1 pseudogene is annotated in these 1,821 nt (G+C 73.2%); it reads right to left on the bottom strand.

The annotated features are described in order from the left end of the window. A pseudogene (locus ACFV0Q_RS41235) lies at window positions 1-1,352 on the bottom strand (sensor histidine kinase); the annotation flags it as partial. Window positions 1,353-1,821 lie beyond the last annotated feature (469 nt).

Genomic DNA, 1,821 nt, shown 5'->3' with positions numbered 1-1,821 from the left:
CGCCCCGGCCCGCCCGCCGGCGCCGGCCGGGAGACCGGTGCCTGCGTCTGCGCGCGCGGCCGCGGCGGCGCCTGCCGGGGCGCGGACACCGGGCCGCCCGCCGACAGGTGGTCGACGGGGTGCTCGCGGGGTGCGGGCGCCACCGCCCGGGGGCCCGAGGACTATCCGATGCCGTGGGCGAGGCCGGTCGCGGCCGCGGCGGTGGTGATCAGGTGCTGGGGGACGATGACCACGGCCCGTACGCCGCCGTAGGCGGAGGACCGCAGGGAGACCTGGAAGCCGTACGACTGGGCCAGCCGGCCGACGACCGCGAGGCCGAGCCTCGGCGTCTCGCCGAGGTCGTTGAGGTCGATCCCGGTCTGTGCCTGCGCGAGCATCCGCTCGGCCCGCCTGCGGGCCTCCTCGCTCATGCTGAGGCCGCCGTCCTCGATCTCCACGGCGATGCCCGACTGGACCTCGACGGCCGTCAGGTGGACCCGGGTGTGCGGCGGCGAGTAGCGGGTGGCGTTGTCCAGCAGCTCGGCGAGGATGTGGATCAGCGGCTCCACGACGGGGCCGAGGACGGCGACCTCGGAGACCGAGTGGAGTTCCACGCGCTGGTAGTCGATGATCCTCGACATCGCTCCGCGCAGAACGCTGTACAGCGTGACGGCGCGGCTCCACTGGCGTCCGGGGCGGGCCCCGCCGAGGACGGAGATGGAGTCGGCGAGGCGGCCGATCAGGGCGGTGCCGTGGTCCAGGCGCAGCAGGTCGCCGAACACGTCCGGATTGCGGCCGTGCCGGTCCTCCATCTCGCGCATCTCGTGGGCCTGCTGGTGGACGATGGCCTGGACGCGGCGGGCGATGTTGACGAAGGCGCGCTGCGCGGAGTCGCGGAGGTTCTCCTCGTTGTCGACGGTGTCGACCACGCGGGCCAGCACGGTCTGCAGGGCGGACCTGAACCGCGGCGTGAGGGCGGGGTCGTTGCCCCACCGGTTGCCGTGTCCGCCGCGCCCGCCCAGTGAGGTCAGCACCTCTTCGGGCAGTTCGCCCTTGCGCAGCCGTTCGATGGCCTCGGTGAGCACCACCTCGGCGAGGCGTACGACTTCGGTCTCCTGCCGGGACAGGGCGTGGTGGAGCGCGGCGACCTCGGCGTTGCGCGCCGTCAGCGCGCGACCGCGGCGCAGGGCCTCGGCGACGGCCGCGGCGGTGCAGACGGCCGCGACGGCGACGCAGACGATGCGGGCCGGCTCCCAGGGGGAGGCGAGGGCCCCGACCACGCACACGGCGGCCACGACCGCGATCGTGGGCAGCGGCCACCTTATCCCCGCCTCCGGGCGGGAGGCTTCGGGTGGAAAGTTCTGTTGCGCCATCAAGTTCCTCGAACCATCGAAAGAGGGGATCTTATGACCGGTGGGCGGGAGCATAACGGCGGCCAACTCCCCGGATCGGAACTTTCGTTGGAGTTCATCGGACCGGAGGATCCACTACGCGCCATTGACGGCACGGGAGTCCCGCCGCTCACGGCGGGGCATATCGCGAACTCCCGTGAAAGCGGTGGTCGACGGCCTGTCGACTCGCACAAGCGCCATGGAATTCGAACGAATTCCCATACGATTTCGGCCGCGCGTCGGAAATCGGGCAGTGGCATCCGGGAACGGCCCGTGCTAAAGGCTGCCCCCGGTCCGGAGGGGCGAGGACGCGGTCAGGCCCGCCCGAACCGGTCGCGCTCGGCCCCGCGATGGCGCCCCGCCGGGCCCTGCTGGGCGGGGACGGCGCGCCCCGCGCGCGCCCACTCCCGTACGAGGCGGTCGTAGATCGGCGTGCCGGACGGTGTCAGGG

The organism is Streptomyces sp. NPDC059564 (genome assembly GCF_042735575.1).
Classification (GTDB): Bacteria; Actinomycetota; Actinomycetes; order Streptomycetales; family Streptomycetaceae; genus Streptomyces.
The sequence above is the reverse complement of the archived record's forward strand: the minus strand, read 5'-3'. Positions and strand labels throughout refer to the sequence as shown.